This is a genomic window from Kytococcus sedentarius, from assembly GCF_041937525.1.
Taxonomy (GTDB): domain Bacteria; phylum Actinomycetota; class Actinomycetes; order Actinomycetales; family Dermatophilaceae; genus Kytococcus; species Kytococcus sedentarius_A.
The window spans coordinates 1833191-1851757 of the sequence record NZ_CP169391.1 but is presented as its reverse complement, the minus strand read 5'-3'; the positions used below and the strand labels follow the sequence as shown (position 1 = coordinate 1851757).

At 72.4% G+C, this 18567-nt stretch carries 21 protein-coding genes; 11 read left to right on the top strand and 10 right to left on the bottom strand.

Features of this window, described 5'->3' with window-relative positions:
- The first annotated feature begins 57 nt into the window (after window positions 1–57).
- Together ACEY2A_RS08625 and ACEY2A_RS08620 are read left to right on the top strand one after the other, a co-directional pair.
- Entirely contained in the window at window positions 58–552 is a 495-nt protein-coding gene (locus tag ACEY2A_RS08625) for a GNAT family N-acetyltransferase (RefSeq protein WP_374928196.1), read from the top strand.
- A 92-nt stretch (window positions 553–644) separates the two neighbouring features.
- The gene (locus ACEY2A_RS08620; RefSeq protein ID WP_374928195.1) at window positions 645–2990 is read left to right on the top strand and encodes an excinuclease ABC subunit UvrA; all 2346 of its coding nucleotides are present in this window, start codon (window positions 645–647) and stop codon (window positions 2988–2990) included.
- 13 nt (window positions 2991–3003) lie between these two features.
- On the opposite strand, the gene ACEY2A_RS08615 is transcribed toward ACEY2A_RS08620, so the two are convergent.
- The 4 genes from ACEY2A_RS08615 to ACEY2A_RS08600 all read right to left on the bottom strand — a co-directional run bounded on the left by ACEY2A_RS08615 (window position 3004) and on the right by ACEY2A_RS08600 (window position 5579).
- Window positions 3004–3423 (bottom strand): hypothetical protein, encoded by a 420-nt coding sequence (locus ACEY2A_RS08615; RefSeq protein ID WP_374928194.1) that lies wholly within the window; start codon window positions 3421–3423, stop codon window positions 3004–3006.
- 196 nt (window positions 3424–3619) lie between these two features.
- Window positions 3620–4102: a DUF664 domain-containing protein gene (locus ACEY2A_RS08610; RefSeq protein WP_374928193.1), complete on the bottom strand. Its 483-nt coding sequence runs from the start codon at window positions 4100–4102 to the stop codon at window positions 3620–3622.
- A 23-nt stretch (window positions 4103–4125) separates the two neighbouring features.
- Window positions 4126–4779, bottom strand: coding sequence for a maleylpyruvate isomerase family mycothiol-dependent enzyme (locus ACEY2A_RS08605; protein WP_374928192.1), 654 nt, complete (start codon window positions 4777–4779; stop codon window positions 4126–4128).
- Window positions 4779–5579 carry a VOC family protein gene (locus ACEY2A_RS08600; protein ID WP_374928191.1) on the bottom strand — a complete coding sequence of 267 codons (801 nt, stop codon included), beginning with the start codon at window positions 5577–5579 and terminating at the stop codon, window positions 4779–4781. Before ACEY2A_RS08600 ends, ACEY2A_RS08605 begins: the two co-directional genes overlap by 1 nt.
- Before the next feature lie 75 nt (window positions 5580–5654).
- Here ACEY2A_RS08600 and ACEY2A_RS08595 point away from each other — a divergent pair, with 75 nt between their 5' ends.
- The 5 genes from ACEY2A_RS08595 to ACEY2A_RS08575 all read left to right on the top strand — a co-directional run bounded on the left by ACEY2A_RS08595 (window position 5655) and on the right by ACEY2A_RS08575 (window position 9708).
- Window positions 5655–6320 (top strand): TetR/AcrR family transcriptional regulator, encoded by a 666-nt coding sequence (locus ACEY2A_RS08595; RefSeq protein ID WP_374928190.1) that lies wholly within the window; start codon window positions 5655–5657, stop codon window positions 6318–6320.
- Between the two features lie 42 nt (window positions 6321–6362).
- Window positions 6363–6908, top strand: a complete 546-nt coding sequence (locus ACEY2A_RS08590; protein WP_374928189.1) for a DinB family protein — start codon at window positions 6363–6365, stop codon at window positions 6906–6908.
- A 23-nt stretch (window positions 6909–6931) separates the two neighbouring features.
- Window positions 6932–8125: an NUDIX domain-containing protein gene (locus ACEY2A_RS08585; protein ID WP_374928188.1), complete on the top strand. Its 1194-nt coding sequence runs from the start codon at window positions 6932–6934 to the stop codon at window positions 8123–8125.
- Between the two features lie 72 nt (window positions 8126–8197).
- Complete coding sequence (locus ACEY2A_RS08580; protein WP_374928187.1) at window positions 8198–8503, top strand: helix-turn-helix domain-containing protein; 306 nt, start codon at window positions 8198–8200, stop codon at window positions 8501–8503.
- A complete protein-coding gene (locus tag ACEY2A_RS08575; protein WP_374928186.1) occupies window positions 8500–9708 on the top strand; it encodes a type II toxin-antitoxin system HipA family toxin in 1209 nt (402 codons plus the stop codon). The genes ACEY2A_RS08580 and ACEY2A_RS08575 overlap by 4 nt, the downstream gene beginning before the upstream one ends.
- 31 nt (window positions 9709–9739) lie before the next feature.
- Here the strand turns inward: ACEY2A_RS08575 and ACEY2A_RS08570 are convergent, their stop codons facing one another.
- From ACEY2A_RS08570 to ACEY2A_RS08550, 5 genes are all read right to left on the bottom strand, one after another.
- Entirely contained in the window at window positions 9740–11017 is a 1278-nt protein-coding gene (locus tag ACEY2A_RS08570) for a kynureninase (protein ID WP_374928185.1), read from the bottom strand.
- Window positions 11018–11062: 45 nt separating this feature from the next.
- Entirely contained in the window at window positions 11063–11476 is a 414-nt protein-coding gene (locus tag ACEY2A_RS08565; protein WP_374928184.1) for a type II toxin-antitoxin system VapC family toxin, read from the bottom strand.
- Window positions 11473–11760, bottom strand: coding sequence for a hypothetical protein (locus ACEY2A_RS08560; RefSeq protein WP_374928183.1), 288 nt, complete (start codon window positions 11758–11760; stop codon window positions 11473–11475). The genes ACEY2A_RS08565 and ACEY2A_RS08560 overlap by 4 nt, the downstream gene beginning before the upstream one ends.
- A 101-nt stretch (window positions 11761–11861) precedes the next feature.
- On the bottom strand, window positions 11862–12710 hold the full coding sequence (gene kynA, locus ACEY2A_RS08555) for a tryptophan 2,3-dioxygenase (RefSeq protein WP_374928182.1): 849 nt from the start codon (window positions 12708–12710) through the stop codon (window positions 11862–11864).
- 62 nt (window positions 12711–12772) lie between these two features.
- Entirely contained in the window at window positions 12773–13510 is a 738-nt protein-coding gene (locus ACEY2A_RS08550; RefSeq protein ID WP_374928181.1) for an alpha/beta fold hydrolase, read from the bottom strand.
- A gap of 117 nt (window positions 13511–13627) precedes the next feature.
- On the opposite strand from ACEY2A_RS08550, the gene ACEY2A_RS08545 reads away from it, so the two are divergent.
- The 3 genes from ACEY2A_RS08545 to ACEY2A_RS08535 all read left to right on the top strand — a co-directional run bounded on the left by ACEY2A_RS08545 (window position 13628) and on the right by ACEY2A_RS08535 (window position 16118).
- Window positions 13628–14218 (top strand): DUF4396 domain-containing protein, encoded by a 591-nt coding sequence (locus ACEY2A_RS08545; RefSeq protein ID WP_374928180.1) that lies wholly within the window; start codon window positions 13628–13630, stop codon window positions 14216–14218.
- 11 nt (window positions 14219–14229) lie between these two features.
- Window positions 14230–15177, top strand: a complete 948-nt coding sequence (locus tag ACEY2A_RS08540; RefSeq protein WP_374928179.1) for an aminoglycoside phosphotransferase family protein — start codon at window positions 14230–14232, stop codon at window positions 15175–15177.
- 224 nt (window positions 15178–15401) lie between these two features.
- Window positions 15402–16118, top strand: coding sequence for a M50 family metallopeptidase (locus ACEY2A_RS08535; RefSeq protein ID WP_374928178.1), 717 nt, complete (start codon window positions 15402–15404; stop codon window positions 16116–16118).
- 93 nt (window positions 16119–16211) lie between these two features.
- Here ACEY2A_RS08535 and ACEY2A_RS08530 read toward each other — a convergent pair whose 3' ends face one another.
- The gene (locus ACEY2A_RS08530) at window positions 16212–17159 is read right to left on the bottom strand and encodes a DUF5937 family protein (RefSeq protein ID WP_374928177.1); all 948 of its coding nucleotides are present in this window, start codon (window positions 17157–17159) and stop codon (window positions 16212–16214) included.
- Between the two features lie 75 nt (window positions 17160–17234).
- Here ACEY2A_RS08530 and ACEY2A_RS08525 point away from each other — a divergent pair, with 75 nt between their 5' ends.
- On the top strand, window positions 17235–18560 hold the full coding sequence (locus ACEY2A_RS08525; RefSeq protein WP_374928176.1) for an MFS transporter: 1326 nt from the start codon (window positions 17235–17237) through the stop codon (window positions 18558–18560).
- Window positions 18561–18567 lie beyond the last annotated feature (7 nt).

The following is an 18567-nucleotide window of genomic DNA, read 5'->3' as shown; positions in this document are numbered from 1 at the left end:
ACAACCCACCCACCACGGCGAGACGGCCCACCCAGTCGCGCGTGCCACGCTCTCCCCATGCCCACTCCCGACGCCCACCTCCCGCCCGGTCACCGCATCGAGAGGGCGCGCCAGAGCGACCTCCCCGCCCTCATCGCCCTCCTGCGCGACGACCACCTGGGCGCCACGCGGGAGGTCGACGACCCGACCCCCTACGAGGCCGCGTTCGCCGCCATCCAGGCTGAGCCCTCCCACTTCCTCGCCGTGGTCCGCGCAACAGACGGCACAGACCCAGCCACACCCCTCGCCGGCACCATGCACCTCACCCTCCTGCCCGGCCTCTCGCGCGCGGGCGCGACGCGCCTGCAGGTCGAGGCCGTCCGCATCGCCTCCTCCGCGCGCGGCCAAGGACTCGGCGCCGCGATGATCACCTGGGCGCACGCCTGGGGCGCGGAGAACGGCGCCACCATCGCCCAGCTCACCTCCGACTCCTCCCGCACGGACGCCCACCGCTTCTACGAGCGCCTCGGGTACACCACCTCTCACGTGGGGATGAAGCGTCCGCTGCCCTGATGCGGTGAGCCCCCCACCGCCCCCGTCTCACCCAATCCGCCGCGCGCCCAACGACATCCGAGGTTGTCGGCGCCCGGCTCTACGCTGACCCCGTGACCGAGAACCATGCTGCCGACCGCCACGACACCATCCGCGTGCGTGGCGCCCGGGTGAACAACCTCAAGAACATCGACGTCGACATCCCCAAGCGCCGCTTCACCGTGGTCACGGGTCTGTCCGGCTCGGGCAAGTCCTCCTTGGTCTTCGGCACCCTCGCCGCGGAATCCCGCCGCCTCATCGACGAGACCTACCCCTCGTTCGTGCAGCAGTTCATGCCGTCCAACCCGCGCCCGGACGTCGACAGCCTGGAGAACCTCTCGGCCGCCGTGATCGTCGACCAGGAGCGCATCGGCGCCAACTCGCGCTCCACGGTCGGCACGGCCACCGATGCGGCTGCGCTCCTCCGCATCGTGTGGAGCCATCTGTCCGAGCCCCACGTGGGCGGCTCGCAGGCGTTCAGCTTCAACGTCGCGTCGGCAACGGGCTCCGGCATCCTCAAGGTCGACAAGAAGAACGCGCAGGGTGAGACGAAGAAGGGCGAGAAGGCCACCTTCGAGGTCATCGGCGGCATGTGCCCGGAGTGCGAGGGGATCGGCACCGTCGCGAGCCTGGACGAGGACCTCATCGTCGACCGATCCCTCTCCCTCGATGAGGGGGCGCTCCTGGTGCCCGGGTACCCGGTGGACTCCTGGGGGTGGCGCATCTTCGCCGAGAGCGGCAAGCTCGACCCGGCCAAGAAGGTCGCCGACTACTCCGCCGAGGAGTGGGACTGGCTGATGTACCAGGACGCCACCAAGGTGAAGTTCGCCGACATCAACATGACCTACGAGGGCATGGTCACGCGCATCCGCCGCACCTGGTTCGGCGACCGCGAGCCCAAGCAGGCCCACATCAAGGCGTACAAGGACAAGATCTCCACCACCGCGCCCTGCCCGGAGTGCCACGGCACGCGCCTGAACGAGGCGGCCCGCACCGCCACCGTGCACGGCATCACCCTGCCGGAGGCCACCGCGATGCAGGTGGACGAGCTGGCCGAGTGGGTCAAGCAGCTCGACGAGCCCAGCCTCAAGCCGGCCCTGGCCAAGCTGGGCGGGATGCTGGAGGCGATGGTCGAGATCGGCCTGGGCTACCTGTCGCTGGACCGCACCTCATCGACCCTCTCGGGCGGCGAGGCGCAGCGCATCAAGATGGTGCGCCACCTCGGGTCGAGCCTGACCGACATCAGCTACGTCTTCGACGAGCCGACCGTGGGTCTGCACCCGCACGACATCGAGCAGATGGTGGGCCTGCTGCGCTCCTTGCGCGATGCGGGGAACACCGTCCTGGTGGTGGAGCACAAGCCGGCGGTCATCACCGCGGCCGACCACGTCATCGACATCGGCCCGGGCTCGGGCACCACCGGCGGTGAGGTGGTCTACGCCGGTCCCCTCGACGGCCTGGCCGGGACCGACTCCGTGACCGCCGAGCACCTCGACCACCGCCCCACCCTGCGGGATGAGGTGCGCACGCCGGGTGGGCAGCTCGAGATCCGCGGGGCGAGCACCAACAACCTCAAGGGTGTCGATGTGGATGTGCCCACCGGGGTGCTCGTGGCCGTCACCGGGGTGGCGGGCTCGGGCAAGAGCTCGCTGATCCACGGCAGCCTGGGCAAGCGTGATGACGTGCTGGTCATCGACCAGACCCCCATCAAGGGCTCGCGGCGCTCCAACCCGGCGACGTACACGGGCCTGCTCGACCCCATCCGCAGTGAGTTCGCGAAGGCCAACGGTGTGAAGCCGGCGCTGTTCAGCCCGAACTCCGAGGGTGCCTGCCCGGAGTGCAAGGGGGCGGGTGTCATCTACCCGGAGATCGCGCTGCAGAACGCGGCCCCGACCCCGTGCGAGGTGTGTGGCGGGCGGCGCTTCCGTGAGGACGTGCTGGAGTACGAGTTCCGCGGCATGAGCATCGCCGACGTCTTCGACCTGTCCGTGGCCGAGGCGGCCGAGATCTTCACCACCGGCAAGGCCAAGACCCTGCTGCGGCGGCTGCTGGACGTGGGGCTGGGCTACATCCGGCTCGGCCAGCCGTTGCCGACACTGTCCGGCGGCGAGCGCCAGCGCCTGAAGCTGGCCTCGCAGCTGAAGGAGTCGGACATCTTCGTGCTCGACGAGCCGAGCTCGGGGCTGCACATGGCCGACACTGCCCAGCTCGTGGAGATGCTGCAGGGCCTGGTGGATGGTGGGGCGACCGTGATCGCCATCGAGCACAACCTCGACGTCGTGAGCCAGGCCGACCACGTCATCGACGTGGGGCCTGGCGCCGGTCACCAGGGCGGAGAGGTGGTCTTCACCGGCACCCCGGAGGAGCTCACCGCCGCGGACACGGCCACCGGTCGCGCGCTGAAGGCGGCCACGGCCTGATGCGGTGAGCGTGTCAGCGGGGGATGTCCTCGTCGTGCGGCTGCACGACGTAGCGGTCCCCGTCCTCGCTGACGTCCCACACGGTCACCGTTGCGACCGGGCCCTCGGTGTTGCTCACCTCCACCACGTGCCCGCGCGCCATCTGCTCCTGGGTCAGCTCACGGACGGTGAGCTTCGAGGCTGCGTCCTCACCGCCGGACGCGTCTCGAACCGCCCACAGCCAGTCGCTGACCTTGGACTCGTACCCCTCGCCGGAGAACTCGCACACCGCCTCGAGGTGCGTCTCGGATCCCGTCTCGGTCAACAGGGCGGAGACCACCTCGGTGGGGGTCTCCCTCCCCGTCTGGCAGTCGTCCTGCGCACAGGCTGACAGGGCGACCATGGCCAGGGTCCCCACAGCCACTCCCCAGCTGGCGCGGTGCGTCACGGGCATCTCGTCCTCCTCGTTCCGGGCAGGCCGTACGGCTGCCGTCAGGTCTGGTGTGACCGGGGAGTGAGTTTCGCCCGCAGGCGCAGGAGTGTCGTGTCGGATGGCCCCAGTCCCACGAGCATAGGGCCGGATCGAGGGGGGCAAGAGGGTTTTCACCCAGATCGTGTGCACGAGGGAAGAGGGCCCCGTGACCGCATGATCACTCTCCTCGCGTGCCGTCCAGTAACTCGCGGACCGCGTCGGCGTGACCGGCATGACGCGCCGTCTCGTTGATGAGGTGGAGGACCACCCAGCGCAGATCGGTCCCCTCCTGGAGGGAACACGGCATCGTCAAGGTCTCCGCGCATCGGATGAAGGCATCAGTCTCCGCTGCCCGTTTCTGGTAGGCGTCAACGGCAGTGGGCAGGCTGAGCTCCGGCCCGGGGGAGAACTCGGCCTCGCTGCGCGAGGTGGTGTGTCCGAGCATTCCGCCGTCGATCCATCGCCACTCGACCTGCGTCAGGTGGTTGACGATGCCGATCAGGCTGATGAGTGCCCCATCCGGCCGCCACCTCGCTTGGTCGTCGTCCATTCCTGCCAGGTTGCGGAGGACAGCGCCGCGCAGGTAGCCCAGCCAGGACAGCAGCAACTCCCTCTCATCGGTCGATCCTGCTGGGAAGTCCGTGGCCTCGTCGCTCCGCACGTCGCCACACTAGTGAGCCAGGCTCACCGCATCGAGGTCAGGCGGCTGGCCAGAGGGGCGACTCCGGGCCCCTCCAGCCTGTCGAGGTGCGACCGGCGGCCGGCCATCACCATGACCAGGGCGAGGGTGGGGCCCTCGATGCGGAGTCCCTCGCCACGGTGGAAGTCGCTGTCCGTCCCTGCCAGGGACAGGCCCTTCACGCGGCTGCGACTCGGCACGGCGAAGTCGCGGGAGGCGAGGAAGGCCGCCACGGCGGCAGCGGCAGCGGGGTCGCATCGATCGGGAAGGCCCAGGGGATGGCGAATGTCCTCCGAGTGCACCACCACCTCACCCAGCCAGGCCCCGAGATCACCTGTGGGGGCGACGGTGGCGTCGACCACCTGCCGGAAGCGCTCCAGCGTCTCGGCCGGGGACCCGCCGAGGTGCTCACGCAGTCGGCGTTCGTTGTGCACGTCCGGGCGGAAGCGCGCGGCGGCGATGCTGCGCAGCCACGCCCAGCGCCCGGTCGAGGCGGCCGCCGTGAGGTGCGCCGTCACGTGGCGGACGTCCCACGCGGAGCACAGGGTGCGGTGCCCCCACTGCTGCGCCGAGAGCCCTGCCAGATCCGTTGCCAGCGCAGCCCGTGCCTCGTGCACCATGGCCCAGGTGGCTCCCGGGTCGGGCGATGGGGCCCTCATCAGCCCTCCTCCATCTCCGCCCGCATCTCCTCGGAGCCCTCGAACAACCCGAACGCCGCCCCCGCCGGAGTGGTCAGGTGCGCCGAGCGCCCGAAGCCCAGCTCCATCACCTCACCCACCTGGCCGGCCCCCAGCTCCTTCGCCTTCGCCAGCACCGGCTCCAGCCGTGGCACCAGCGCGTACTGCACCCACAGTGCCTCCTCGCCGGCCTCAAGCGGCCCGAACCCGAACAGCCCGTCCTGCCCCAGCTGCGCCACCGAGTAGGGCGCCATCTGGTGGTCGAAGGTCAGCCCGAACAGCTCGCCGTAGAACGCCTCGGCCGCCGCCACGTCGGGCGTCAACAGGTCCTGCCAGCACGGGAACCCGAGCTCGTCCACGGCGCCGTAGCCCAGCATCCCGTGGCTCTCGTAGAAGGCCACCAGCGCGCCGGTCGGATCCGTCACCGCGGAGAACCGGCCGTGCCCCTCCACCGTGGTGGGCCCGATCTTCTCCGTGGCGCCCAGCTCCAACGCCTTGGCGTGGGTGGCGTCCGCGTCGTCGGTAGCCAGGAACACCGCCGCCACGTCTCCGCCGCCGGGCATGGCCGGCCCGATGCCGAACACGTGCCGCCCACCGAGCTGCGCGGTCGTGTACCCGCCCATCTCCGGGTTGCCCTCGGGAACGTCCAGCGCGATCAGCCCGGGCTCCACGTCCTTGGAGAACAACGTACGGAAGAACTCCGCGGTCCCCTCGGGGTCGCTGGTCCAGAAGTCGCGCCAGATGGGGGTGCCGGGGCGCTGGCGTTCGGTGCGTGCGGTCATGGCGGGCGTCCTCTCGAACCCATGTGAACGGCGTCCACATGTAGGATGTGTTCACCGTACACATCGAGGAGTTCCGTGCCAAGCCCCCCGCCTGAGCCCACCGAGACGCCGGCCACCCCGACCCCGCGCGAGGGCTACCACCACGGCGACCTGCGCGCCGCCCTCATCGAGCAGGCCGTGGCGGTCGCCCGCGAGAAGGGGCCGGAGGCACTGACGATGCGGGCGCTCACCCGCCATGTCGGCGTGAGCACCAACGCCGCCTACCGCCACTTCGCCGACCGCGCAGCCCTGGTGCAGGAGGTCACCTTCCACGCACAGGCCGCCATGGCCCGCGCGATGGCCGCCGCCCGCGCCGCCCTCCCCGCGCAGGCCGATGGGGCCGCACACCTCACCGCGGTCGGGCGCACCTACATCGAGGCCGCCCGCGCCGAGCCCGGCCTGTTCCGCACCGCCTTCACCGAGCCGATGGGCCTCGAGCTCGCCGCCGACCCCCGCGCCGCCGACGACGCGGGCCTCACCCCCTACCTGCACCTCGGTGACGCCCTGGACCGCATGGTCGCCGACGGCTCCCTGGCCGCCGCGCTCCGCGAGGGTGCCGAGGCCCCCTGCTGGTCGGCCGTCCACGGCTTCTCGATGCTGGTCGTCGCCGGCCCGCTGCGCAGCGCGCCCGCCGAGGTGGTCGACACCCTGGCCGCCCGCACCGTCGCCACCGCCGTGCACGGCATCACCCACGCCCCGTGAAATCCGCTTGACCCCGCGCGCCACCCCGGCGAGCCTCGGGCCATGACCGCCGCGCCCCAGCCCGCCACCACGCCCGACCCGCCCGACACCCGCCCGGACCAGGCCTTCTTGGCCGGCGATCGCGAGAACCTCGAGTGGTGGGTGGAGCTCTACCGCCAGACCCTGCCGCTCAAGGTGGGTGGCCTCACCGGTGAGCAGCTGGCGGCGCGCGCCGTCCCGCCGTCCACGCTCTCCCTCGCGGGCATCGTCCGGCACCTCACCGAGGTGGAGCTCTACTGGTGCGGCGAGGTCGTCGCCGGCGCCGAGGTGCCCGACGTCTACTCCACCCCCGACGCGCCGGAGGGTGACTTCCTCGATGCGGGCGCCGACACCGCCGTGCAGGACGTGGCCGCCTTCTCCGATGCGGTGGAGCGCGCCCGCGCGTGGTGCGCCGCCGTCACCGACCTCGACGCCCCCCTCGCCGGCCGCCGCCACGGACAGCAGGTGAACCTGCGCTGGGTCTACGCCCACCTCATCGAGGAGTACGCGCGTCACCTGGGGCACGCGGACCTGTTGCGCGAGGTCGTCGACGGCCGCACCGGTTACTGAGCCCCGCCGATACCCTCGCGGACATGACCGCGACGCCCGCCGACCAGCCGCCCATCGTCGTCACCGGGGTGGCGGTGCAGGACGATGCGGGGCGCGTCCTGACCGTGCGCAAGCGCGGCACCGAGCGGTTCATGCTGCCCGGCGGCAAGCCGGAGCCGGGGGAGTCCCCGGCGCAGACCGGCGCCCGCGAGCTGGGTGAGGAGCTCGGTCTGCGGGTTGACCCCGCATCGATGCAGCTGCTCGGCGCGTTCATGGGTCCCACTGCGAACGAGCCCGGTCGCGTCCTGCAGAGCACGGTGTTCCACGCGCGGCCCGAGGGGGAGCCGCGCCCGGCGGCGGAGATCGACGAGATGCGCTGGCTGCCGGTCGATCCCGAGGAACTCGCTGCCGCGATCGACCCCGCTCTGATCGCCCCGATGCTCGCCGAGAACGTGCTGCCGGTCCTGCGCGCCGCCCGCGCCGAGGAGGCCGCCATCGCCCGCCTGGTGGACGAGGCGCCATCGCCGGGCGAGGACATCGGCAGCGACGGGGTCATCATCGAGACCTTCGGTGGCCGTCCCGATGGGGTGCGCCCAGTCACCGTGCTCGTGCACGGCGGGTTCTGGCGCCCCACCATCGACCGCACCCACCTGCGCGCCGCGGCCCACATGCTGGCCGACCACGGCTTCGTCGTGGCGCTGCCGGAGTACCGCCGCGAGCCCGGCAACCCGCAGGCTGCGCTGGACGACCTGCTCGCCGTCGACGACCAGCTGGCCGCGGGTGGCTGGTACGACGCGCCCGTCCCGTCGATCTGGGTGGGGCATTCCGCCGGTGGGCACCTGGCGATGTTGCGTGGGCTGCAGCCGGATCGCCCGCACGTGGGCGTGCTCTCACTGGCGGGGGTCAACGACCTGGCCCGCGCCGCGGACGAGCACCTCGGCTTCGGCGCCGCGCACGACTGGGTGGGGTCCGCGCCGCAGGAGGACCGGGACACCTGGGCCCGCCTGGACCCGCGCCGGCTGTGGCCCGATGCGGGGCGCGACCACGTGCTGCTCGTGCACGGGTCCGAGGACGCGACCGTCCCGGCGGCGCACTCGGAGGACTTCCCGGCGCCGGCCCGCATCGTCCCCGGCGCCCACCACGCCGACCTCGTGGACCCGACCTCGCCGCACTGGCACCACGTGCAGGCGGCCTGGCTGGAGCTCTACGCGAGCATGTTCCAGCCACCGACGGGCTGAGCAGTCGTTCAGATATGAACGAAAATCCACCCAAAACGTTCAGATCTGACCGATACGCGTTAGGATGGGCACATGGCCTCACCCACCCCGCGGCCCGTCACCCGCGCCCTCACCTCCGTCGGTGACCACCTGCGCGGGTGGCGCCGGTTGCACGGACTCACCCTCGAGGTGGTGGCCGATCGGGCAGGGGTGTCCACGAGCACGCTCCGCCGGATCGAGGCGGGTGACGGTGCATCCCTCGAGCACGTGCTGCGCGTGGCCCGCGCCCTGGGCGTCATGGACAGCTGGGTGGCGGCGGTCGACCCGTTGGCCAGCGACGTGGGGCGCCTGCGGGCGGAGGAGCTGCTCGACGCGCCCCGCGCCCGGAGGCGGCGATGACCGGCATCGAGGTGTGGCTCGCCCCCGAGACGCGGGTGGGCACTCTGCACCTGCACCGTGGGCGCGCAAGCGAGAGTGCCTCGTTCACCTACGATCCTGCGTACCTCGCGATGCCGGGTGCCTACGCCATCGACCCGGCGCTTCCGTTGGGTGCGGGTTCCTTCCACACGGAGCAGAAGCTGTTCGGCGCGTTCGCCGACAGTGCGCCGGACCGGTGGGGGCGCACTCTCGTGCGGCGCACTCTCGCCGAGTCCGCGCGCGCCACCGGTGCAACCCCTCGCCAGCCGTCCGAGGGGGACTTCCTGCTGGGGGTGCGCGACGACCTGCGTCAGGGGGCACTGCGGTTCCGGGACCCGTCCGGCGACGGAGTCTTCCTTGCCCAGCCCGATGAGGGGGTTCCCGCCCTGACCGAGCTGGGCCCCCTCCTGGGGCTGGCGGACAGGGTGATGGCTGATGAGGCCACTCTGGGAGACCTGCGACGGCTGGTGCGTGCCGGGTCGTCCCTCGGTGGGGCACGGCCGAAGGCGCACGTCCTGCTGCCCGGCGGGGCGATCGGCATCGCGAAGTTCCCGGCCCTGGGCCAGGACGACTGGAACGTCATGGCGTGGGAGGAGGTGGCGCTGGGGCTCGCGGCGGCAGCCGGCATCGACGTGCCAGCCCACCGCCTCGTACCGGTCGACGGCCATGACGTGCTGCTCGTCGAGCGGTTCGACAGGGTCGGACAGGAGCGCATCGGGTACGTCAGTGCCATGACGATGCTGGAGGCCACCGATGGTGACCGGTCGTCCTACCTGGAGATCGCGGAGGTGGTCGAGACGCATTCACCGCGTGCTGCGGCCGACCTGGAGCAGCTCTGGCGCAGGCTCGTGTTCAACGCCCTCATCAACAACACCGATGACCACCTGCGCAACCACGGGTTCCTCAGGACGGGCGGCGGGTGGGTGCTGTCCCCGGCATTCGACCTCAACCCGACGCCCTTCGCCCAGGACTTCGCCACCGATGTGGCTGACCCGGGTGATGGAGGGTCGCTCGATGTGGCAATGGGTGTCGCCGAGTACTTCCGACTCTCCCCCGGGCGGGCGCTGCAGGTCCGGGCAGAGGTCGAGCGGGCCACGCGGGGCTGGCAGGCCGCGGCCGAGCGGGTCGGCATCGGCGAGCGCGAACGGTCGAGGATGGCGGCGGCCTTCTCCGCCACGCGGCGCTGACCCGCGAGTCGCGGCCGGACCGTGACCCACCTCAGCCGCGGCCGGCGCGCTCCAGTGCGGCGTCCAGCAGCAGCAGCCCCTCGGCCACCTCGGCGAAGGAGGTGCTGGCGGGGGACATGCCCAGGCGCACCCCATCGGGCTCGCGGAAGTCGGGGATGACGCCCTGGTCCCACAGCTCGGCGGTCACCTCGCGGGCCGCCGGGTGGCCCAGGGTCACGTGCCCACCGCGGCGGGCGGGATCGCGCGGGGAGTCCACGGTCACCCCGTGCCGGGCCAGCAGCCCGTCGGCCACCTCGATGGCGAACTCCGTCAGCGCCGTGGCCTTCGCGCTCAGGGCGGGCAGCCCCGCCTCGGCCACGAGCTCGGCCATCTCGCCCAGCGGCACCATGCCCAGCACCGGCGGCGTGCCGGAGATGAAGCGCCGCATACCGGGGGACGGCTGGTAGCCCGGCCCCATCACGAACGGCTCGGCGTGCCCCATCCACCCCTGGATCGGCTGGGTCATGGCCCCCTGGTGGCGCGCAGCGACGTACCCGAACGCCGGGGCGCCGGGGCCGCCGTTGAGGTACTTGTAGGTGCAGCCCACGGCCAGGTCCACGGAGTGCTCGTCCAGGTCCACCGGCACCACACCGGCCGAGTGGCACAGGTCCCACAGGACCAACCCGCCGGCCTCGTGCACCACCTCGGTGATTGCCGGCAGGTCCGCCACCCAGGCCGAGCGGTAGGCCACGTGGCTCAGCAGCACCACCGCGGTGGCCGGCCCCACCGCATCGCGCACCTGCTCGGTGGTGACCCCGGTGCCCGGGTCGGCGTCGATCCACACCAGCTCCGCGTCGCACTCGGCGGCGATGCCCTCGGCCACATAGCGGTCGGTGGGGAAGTTGCCCGTGTCCACCACGATCTCGCGGCGCGCCGGGTCCTTGGCCTGCGCCGCGGCCAGCCCGGCACGCAGCAGCTTGTAGAGCATCACGGTGGTGGAGTCGGCCACCACCACCTGTCCCGGGCCCGCACCGAGGGCCACCTCGCCCAGCCGGTCACCCAGCCGCATCGGCAGCTCCATCCACTCCTCGTCCCAGGAGCGGATGAGGCGCGTCCCCCACGCGTCGGCCACGATGCGGTCGAGCGCCTCCGCGGCGCTCTTCAGCGGGCGGCCCAACGAGTTGCCGTCCAGGTAGGACAGCACCGCACCGCCCATGGTTCCGCAGGTGTCCATGGGCACGAAACGCTCGCGCAGGTGCGCCAGCTCGTCGGCGGCATCGAGCTCGGCGGCGCGGGTGCGGACGGCATCGGCCGTGGTCAGCGAGGTCATGGAGCCCCCAGTGGGTGATGCGGGCCGGTGGGCCGGCCGCGGTGGTCAGGCGGGAAGGTCCGCCGGGTCGCGGCGGACAAGTCCCGGGACCCTATCGAAGTCGCGGTCGGCCGAGACGATCTCGGTGAATCCTGCCGCAATCGCGGTGGCGGCGTGCACGGCATCTCGGCCGCCGATGGTGCCGGATGCGGCCAGGGCGACGGAGCGGCGCAGGATCTCCTGGTCGCAGGGGTGCCAGACGACCAGTCGGTCGATGACGCCGAACTCCCGAACTGCGTCGACGGTGTGGACGCGGCGCATGCGGTGGAAGAGGAACTCCTGACCTGCCTCCACGCTGGCGTGGAGAACGACGCGGCCTTCCGTGGCGAGGTCCAGATACTGCCGGCTCCCGGGGCGCAGGGGGTGGTCCCCGCCGACCGCGTGGAGGAGAACGGTGGAGTCGATGAATGCAGGCCTCACCAGCGCTCCGCCTTGGCGATCAGCTCGTCATCCATGGCATCTCGGACGTTCGCGATGGCGTCGGGTTCCTCCGGCGGCTCTCGGTGCACGTTGTCGGCCGTGATCGCCAGCAGCTCACGGGCCGCCTCCGCTCGGCGAGTCATGGCGTCGTCCTCGAACGAGGCGTCGATGGCGTCGCGCACCACCGTCGAGACGGACACCCCGCGCTCCGCGGCACGCTCGCGCAGCAGGGTGACCCGCCGCTCGTCCAGCAGCAGCTGCATCCGGTGCTCCAAGGCGCTCATGCAACCATCCTACACATGCGCATGCACATGTGCGCATGCACGAATCCGTGTGGGCGCTCCGGGTGGCCCCACCGCGAGGCGGGGCTCACCCCATCGGCCCCTCAGGCCGTGCCGATCTCGGTCCGCACGGCGAACAGCTCGGGGAAGAAGGTCAGGTCCAGCGCCCGCTGCAGGAAACCCACGCCCGACGAGCCGCCGGTGCCGGTCTTCATGCCGATCACGCGCTGCACGGTCTTGAGGTGGCGGAAGCGCCAGAGCTGGAAGTTGTCCTCCAGGTCCACTAGCTCCTCGCAGGCCTCGTACACGTCCCAGTGGTCGCTGGCGTTCTCGTAGATGTGGGTGAACACCGCGGTGAGCTCGGCGTCCTGCTCGTGGGCCACGGTCACGTCCCGCTCCAGCACGTGGGCGGGCATCTCGATGCCGCGGCGGTGCAGGCAGCGGATGAACTCGTCATACAGGCTCGGCGCCTCGAGCAGCTCGGTGAGCAGTGCGTGGGCCTCGGGATCGGCCTCGTGCACCGGCAGCATGGCGGCGTTCTTGTTGCCCAGCGCGAACTCCACCCCGCGGTACTGCCAGGACTGGAATCCGCTGGCGTGGCCCAGGTAGTCGCGGAACTCCATGTACTCGCTCGGGGTGAGGGTGGCCAGGACGCTCCACTGCTCGGTGAGCGTCTTCTGGATGTGCTTCACCCGGGCGATGCGCTTGAGTGACATGCGCATCTCGTCGGCGGCCAGCAGCTCCATGGCCGAGCGGATCTCGTGCAGCACCAGCTTCAGCCACAGCTCGGAGGTCTGGTGCTGGATGATGAAGAGCATCTCGTCGTGGTGGGGCGGCGTGCTCACCGGGTGCTGGGCGGAGAGCAGCCGGTCCAGGTCCAGGTAGCTGCCGTAGTTCATCTCGGACCGGAAGTCGGTGTGGACCCCGGCCTCGACGTCGCGGGTGTTGCTCACGGGGTCCTCCTGTGGTCCGGAAGTGGGTGGGCACGACCCTAACCGGGGCAAGAGGGGGCCGGTCAGCCCGCCTTTCGTGCCACCCGGTCGAGCACCTCGGCCAGCTTCTCCGGAGCGCTCACCATCGGCCAGTGGCCGGAGTCGATGTCCACCATCTCCAGGGCCTGGTGGGCGGCCAGCTCCGGTGCGTCCCCCACATCGATCCACTCGCGCGCCTCGTCGGGGGTGAACTCCGGGCACACCAGCGTCATCGGTACCTGGTGGCGTCGCTCGTCGCTCCAGTGCACGACCCCGGTAGCCACCCCTCCGGCCACCGGCAGGGCCCGGGCGGCCAGATCGGCCCTGGTGGCCTCGTCGAGGTCGGCGGAGTCCGGCCCCTCGAACGGCTCCCACCCCGGGAACGGCATCACGCCGTCGACCAGCTCGAAGAACGCCGCGTACTCCTCGCCCTCCTCGGATGGCACCCCGCCGATGAGGACCGTGCCCGCCACGGTGTCCGGCCGCCGATCCGCCGCCAGCGCCGCCAGGGTGCAGGCAGCTGAGTGGCCCACCACCAGTGGCGGGCGCTCGCAGGCGTCAACGGCGTTCAACACCGCCTCCAGCTGGTCGTCCAAGGTGGCCGTGGCGTTCCCGTCGTCCTGGCCGGGCAGCGCCACGAGGTGCACCTGGTGGCCCTTCTCCCGCAGCCGTTCGGCCGTCGGCTCCCAGATTGCCACCGGCATCCACAACCCGGTGATGCAGACGATGTCCATGCCCCACTCCTCTGCTCGCACCAGCCAGTTGCCGGCGATGCCCTCCACGCTAGGGCCACCCACCGACGACCACCAGCGGTCGGAGCGTTCCGCCCGACGGCCGGTTCGGAATACCCCAGAGGGGTATATGCGCTGACACGATGGACCCATCGACGAGGAGCAGACATGACCACCGCCCCCACACCCGCGGCCCACTCCCACGGCGACGCGCACGGCGACCACGCCTCCCACGACATGTCCGGCATGGCCGCCAGCGCCACCCTGCACTGCCTGACCGGCTGCGCCATCGGCGAGATCTCCGGACTGGTCATCGGCACCGCGCTCGGCTGGCACATGGTGGCCACCACCGCCCTGGCGATCGGCCTGGCCTTCCTCTTCGGCTACTCCCTCTCGGCGCTGCCGCTGGTGCGCGCCGGCATCGGTCTGGGCGCCGCCATCTCGCTGGTGCTGGCCGCCGACACCCTCTCCATCCTCACCATGGAGGTCGTCGACAACGCCGTCATGTGGCTCATCCCCGGGGCGATGGGTGCGTTCCTGGACGACTGGCTCTTCTGGGTCTCCATGGGCCTGGCCTTCCTCATCGCCTTCGCCGCGGCCTACCCGGTGAACCGCCACCTGCTGAAGCGCGGCAAGGGGCACGCCGTCACCCACCACGCGCTGGGGGAGGATCACCAGATGGACAACCGCCCGCTCACCCTTGGCTTGGTCGCGTTCCTGGCCGGCGGTCTGGTCGCCTCCGTGGGTGGCCTGTTCTGAGTCCCGATGCGGTGAGCCCGCCCCCCGCCGACCTCGTGCCTGCCGCGTTCGTCCAGCACGTCCGGGGTCTGCCGCCCGAGGGTGGTCCGAGCGGGGAGGACTGGGCCCGTGCGCTCCCGGGCCTGCTGGGCGAGCTGCTCGCTCAGTGGGAGCTTCGCCCCGACGGGCCCAGCCGGTTCGGCAACTGCGCGCTGGTGGTGCCCGTGGCCGGGGCGGACCTGTCCCGGGGCGCGGCGCTCAAGGTGGGCTGGCCGCATCGGGAGACGGCCACCGAGCACCTGGCCCTGCGGCACTGGAGCGGACGCGGTGCGGTGCAGCTGCTGCGCGCCGACCCGGCCCGCGGCGCCCTGCTGCTCGAGCGGCTGACCACCGAGGACCTCACCGAGATGTGGGACGAGGAGGCCTGCCACATCGTCGGCGCGCTGTACCGCGACCTGCACGTGCGGCCCTTCGCCCAGGCACCCCGGCTCTCGGACTGGGCGCGGCGGCAGTCCGAGGCGCTGGGCGCGCTGGCCGATGTCGGGGCGCACGGGGGCCGACCGGCGCTCCCGCCGCGGATGGTCACCCACGCGCGCTCCCTCATCGAGGAGCTGGTGGGTGACCCGGACTGCGACGCGGCCCTGGTGCACTCCGACCTGCACTACGAGAACGTGCTGTCCGACGGGACCGACTGGGTGGCGATCGACCCCAAGCCGATGGCGGGCCACCCGGCGTTCGAGGTGGCGCCGATGCTGTGGAACCGCACCGAGGAGATGGGCACCGGGCCGGGCTTCCGCTACCTGTTGCGGCGGCGGGCCGAGGTGCTGTGCGAGACCGCGGGGCTGGAGTGGGACGCGGTGCGGGACTGGTCGATCGTGCGCGAGACCGTGAACGCGATGTGGGCCGCCCAGGACGGGGGTGAGGGTGCGCAGCATCGGGTGGGGTTGGCGGTGACCATCATCAAGGCGCTGGGGGACTGAGGGGCTCAGCGGTGGGGGTGGGCGCTGGGTGAGCGCTGGGGAGCTGACACAGGAAAGCGGCACCTGACACACCGTGTTCGGTAGGTCAGGTGCCGCTTCGGTGTGTCAGCTCCGTGCGGCGCCGTGCGGAGGGGTTGTGGCGCCGGAGCGCGGAGGGGTGCGCAACGCCCGACCGTGCGGCGCCGTCCAGCCCCGCTCCAGTCGCCCCGTGTCAGGCTGCTGCCGTGATCGACGACCTCTGGACCCGCCTGAGCGCCACCCAGCCGCCGCTGCACCCGGTGGTGGTGGTCGGGCTCGCGGTGCTGGCCGCCGTGATCACCTGGAGCCCGACCGGCCACCACCTGGTGCGGCACGTGGTGACGGTGGTGCACGAGGCGGGGCACGCCCTGGTGGCGCTGGTGGTGGGGCGCAAGCTCTCCGGCATCACGCTGCACCGCGACACCTCGGGGGTCACGGTCTCGCGCGGGCGGCCGCGCGGCCCCGGCATGGTGGCCACGGTGCTGGCCGGGTACCCCGCGCCGGCGCTGGTGGGGCTGCTCGGGGCGGTGGTGCTCGGCGCCGGGTACGCCGCGGCCTGGCTGTGGGCCCTGGTGGCGCTGTGCGTGGCGATGCTGCTGCTGATCCGCAACCTCTACGGCGCGTGGGTGGTGCTGGCGCTCGGGGTGACGGTGGCCGCGCTGTCCTGGTGGGCGCCGGGGCCGGTGCTCTCCGCGGCGGCGCACCTCACGGTGTGGGGGTTGTTGCTGGCGGCGCCGCGGGCGGTGGTCTCGATGCAGCGGGGCCGCTCGCACGCCCGGCAGCGTGGGCGGCGCGAGCTCAGCGACGCCGACCAGCTCGCCGACCTCACCGGCATCCCGGGGGCGCTGTGGGTGGGGTTCTTCTGGGCGGTCTGCGTGGCCTGCCTCGCCGCGGCCCTGTGGCTCGCCCTGCCTGTGCCGTGACCCCCGCCCCGGGCGCCCTTCTCCCCTCCAGCAACCGGAGCGCCGAACACCGCGAGGTGCCGGGCGGGGGACCCGCTGGGGCCGGCGACCGCCTCAGCCCGCCAGCCGCTCACCCAGCTCGGTGCGCGCGTAGAGCACCTGCCGCCCGGCCCGCTCGGCACGCAGCAGTCCCGCGGCCCGCATCACCTGCAGGTGCTGGTTGACGGCCGATGCCGTGACCCCCAGCCGAGCTGCCAGCACGGTGGTCGATGCGGGCTCGGCGAGCATCCGCAACAGCCGCGCCCTGGGCCCGCCCAGGAGGGCCCTCACCGCATCGGCGTCCACCGGCGGCGGAGCACCCCACATGCCGCCCTGGCCACGGGCGGGGTACATCACCATCGGGGGGTGGTCGGGCGACCCCGGGTAGGCCGCCCGCGTGCTGAACAGGGTGGGCAGGAGCCACAGGGGCCGGTCGCCGACGTCCACCTCGTGGTCGATGCCGTGGCGGCTCACCACCTCGAGCGTGTCGCCGGTCAGGTGCACGGTGGGGCTGAGGCCGTTCAGCGCAGCCGGCGTGCCCCGGCGGGCGATGACGTGCCCGCGGTGTGCCAGGTCGGCCTGCATCACGGTGCGGATGCGGGGCCAGTCAGCCGCCAGGCAGGCCTCCCAGTAACCCTCCAGGGCATCGGCGACCCGCGCCACCATGGCCGCTCCGCGCCCCAGGGCGGGGTCCACGTGCCCGGTCACCGCCCGGATGTCCTGCGCCAGCACGGCCGGATCGGTGGCCCGCAGCCACTCCCACTCCTGGGCCACCGTCGCGTGAAGGGTCCGCGGCGCCGGGGTGATCGCATCCGGCGTGTGGCCGTGCCGGTTCAACAGCGCCCGTAGGACCGGCAGGTCCACCTCGCCCATGCGCTGCCGAGCCCGGCGCTCCCACGGCACCTGCAGGGGGAACCGCTCGGGCGCGGTCAGCACCCGCAACGACAGGGCCGTCTCCACCAACGGGCTGATGGCGAAGCGCACGTCAGCCACCCGCGCGTCGGGCAGGTGGAAGACAACCATGTAGCGGGACGCTACATCGGTGGTGCGTGACCGCCCCAGCACGCAGGCTGGTGGCACGCCCGCGAAGGAGGCCCCGTGCCCGCCACCCCCACCCCCCGCTCCACCGTCGCCGGGCGGTCGCCTGGTCCGGCCGCTGATTCGGCACGCGCCGTCATCGGTCGCCTGATGCGCCCGCTCTACCTGCCCAGCGCGCTCTACTCGGTGGGCACCGGCGCGGCCATCCCCGCCCAGGTGCTCGTCGGGCTCTCCATCGGCCTCGATGCCGGACAGGTCGCGCTCGCCCTGACCCTCTCCGGGGTGGTGATGGTGGCCGGTACCGCCGCCACCGGCCCCGTCGTCGAGCGATGGGGTGAGCGGGCCGCGTTGGTGGGATCCACCGCAGCAGCCGTGCTGGCAGTGGCGGCCCTGGTGGTGGCGGTGGCCACGGACATGGGGCAGCTGCCCGCCTACCTGGTGGCGCTCGCGGTGTTCAACCTGACCGACGGTGTGTGGGGTGTCGCGCGGCAGGAACTCATGGCGCAGTGGATCCCGGCCGCCGTCCGCGGGCGGGCGGTCAACACCTACGGCGCCTCGCAACGGGTGGGGCGGCTGGCCGGGCCGTTCGTGGCGGGCGCCCTGATCCTGGCCGTCGGCCCGGTGGCGGGTTTCGTGGTGTTCGCGGTGGCCGCGGCGATCGGGTGCGTGGCCATCCTGACCGCCCCGGCGCCGGTTGCCCCGGAACCCGATGGCCCCCTGCCCCAGCCCCGGCCCGAGGCCGGGCGCGCGCCAGAAACGGCCGCAGCGGCGGCCGCCCCATCGAGCGTCCCGTCGGCCACCCCGTCGCGCCCGGCAGGACATCCGCGCATCCCGGCCGGTGTGTGGGCGGGCTTCTGGGTGGTGGGCCTGTCGGTGCTCGCACTCTCGGTGCTGCGGATCAACCAGGAGGTGCTGCTGCCGCTGTGGGCCGCGGGCGTGGTGCACCTGCCCGATGCGCGCGTCTCCTTCGCCATGGGGGTGTGGATGGCGCTGGAGCTGGCCCTGTTCCTGCCCGCGGGTGCCGCCCTGGACCGATGGGGTCCGCTGCCGGTGGCTCTGACCTGCCTGGTGGGTTTGACGGCGGGGTTCGCGCTGCTGCTGGTGCCCGGGGGGTTCTGGCCGGCGATCGTGGTCCTGGGCCTCGCGGGCGGAACGGGCTCCGGCATCGTGAAGACCCTCGGGCTGATCCTCGCGCCGGCCGTCGGGCGGCCGCGGTTCCTCGGCCGCTGGATGGCATTGGCTACCGTCGGCACGGTGGTGGCTCCGGGGTTGGTGGCGCTCACACAGCGGGCGTCGCTCAGCGCATCGGTGCTGGTGACGGTGGCGGTCGGGCTGGCTGGGGCGCTCTGGCTGGCCACGGCCGGCCGCCGGTACCTGGCCCGCTAGCCCCGCG